The organism is Amycolatopsis sp. SID8362, from assembly GCF_010550475.1.
GTDB classification, from domain to species: domain Bacteria; phylum Actinomycetota; class Actinomycetes; order Mycobacteriales; family Pseudonocardiaceae; genus Amycolatopsis; species Amycolatopsis eburnea.
Map to the genome: position 1 here is coordinate 1 of NZ_JAAGNB010001130.1, position 1,263 is coordinate 1,263.

A 1,263-nucleotide genomic window follows, 5' to 3' on the forward strand; every position below is an offset into this window, starting at 1 on the left:
CCGCAGCTGCGGCTGATCGCCGGCCGGCTCGCCGAGCCGCTGCGCGTCGCGATCGCCGGCCGCGTCAAGGCCGGGAAGTCCACGCTGCTCAACGCGCTGGTCGGCCAGGAGCTCGCGGCGACCGACGCGGGGGAGTGCACCCGGGTCGTCACCTGGTACCGCAACGGCCCGACCTACCGGATCATGCTGCACCCCGTCCGCGGGATGCCGCGCCAGCTGCCCTTCGGCAGGCTGTCCGGCACCCTCGGCCTCGAACTCGGCATGGCGCCCGACGACGTCGACCGGCTCGTCGTCGACTGGCCGTCGCCCGCCCTGCGCGCGATGACGCTGATCGACACGCCCGGCCTGGGGTCGGCGCGGGCGGAGGTCTCCGGGCGCACCGAGGCGGCGCTGGTCCCCGAAGGTGACGGCGTGGGCACCGCGGACGCCGTGGTGTACCTGATGCGGCACGTGCACGGCGACGACGTCCGGTTCCTGGACGCCTTCCACGACGACCCGGCGCAGCGCCGGCCGGTGAACACCATCGGCGTGCTGGCGAAGGCCGACGAGGTCGGGCACGCCCGGGCCGACGCGCTCGATTCGGCGGCGAAGATCGCCGGCCGCTACGCCCGCGACCCGCGGGTGCGCGGGCTCTGCCAGACCGTGGTCCCGGTGGCCGGCCTGCTGGCCAGCTCCGCGGCGACGCTGAAGGAATCCGAGTTCCGCGCGTTCCGGCGGCTCTCGGCCGCGCCGGAGGCCGAAGTGGCGCGGCTGCTGACGTCGGCCGACCGGTTCGCCACCGGTGAGTCCGATGTGGACGTCCCGGCGGCCGAACGCGCCGAACTCCTGGCTCGCTATGGGCTTTTCGGCGTGCGGCTGGCGATCGAGCTGGTCGGCGGCGAGCTGGTGACGGGCGCGCGGGCGTTGTCGGGCGAGCTGCTGGCCCGCAGCGGCCTGCACCGCCTCCGGTCGCTGCTGACCACGCAGTTCGCCGCGCGGGCCGACGTGCTCAAGGCGCGCTCGGCGCTGCAGGCGGCGGAACTGGTGCTGCGCGCCTACCCGGACCGCACCGGCGGCCTGCTGCACGAATGGGAGCGGATCGTCGCCGGGGCGCACGAGTTCGCCGAGATCCAGCTGATCGACTCGATCCGGCTCGGCGTCGTGCTGTTCACCACCGACGAGGCCCGTGACGCGGAACGGCTGCTCGGCGCGGCCGGGGTGGACGTGCCGAGCCGGCTGGGCCTGCCGGGGAACGCGGGCCGCTCCGCGATCCGGCAGGCGCTC

General features: G+C 75.4%; 1 protein-coding gene. It reads left to right on the forward strand.

Annotated elements, in window-relative coordinates; all coding sequences use genetic code 11:
• Positions 1–1,263 (forward strand): dynamin family protein (locus tag G3I65_RS35320; RefSeq protein WP_160699943.1); only part of this gene is annotated, 1,263 nt, incomplete at both ends.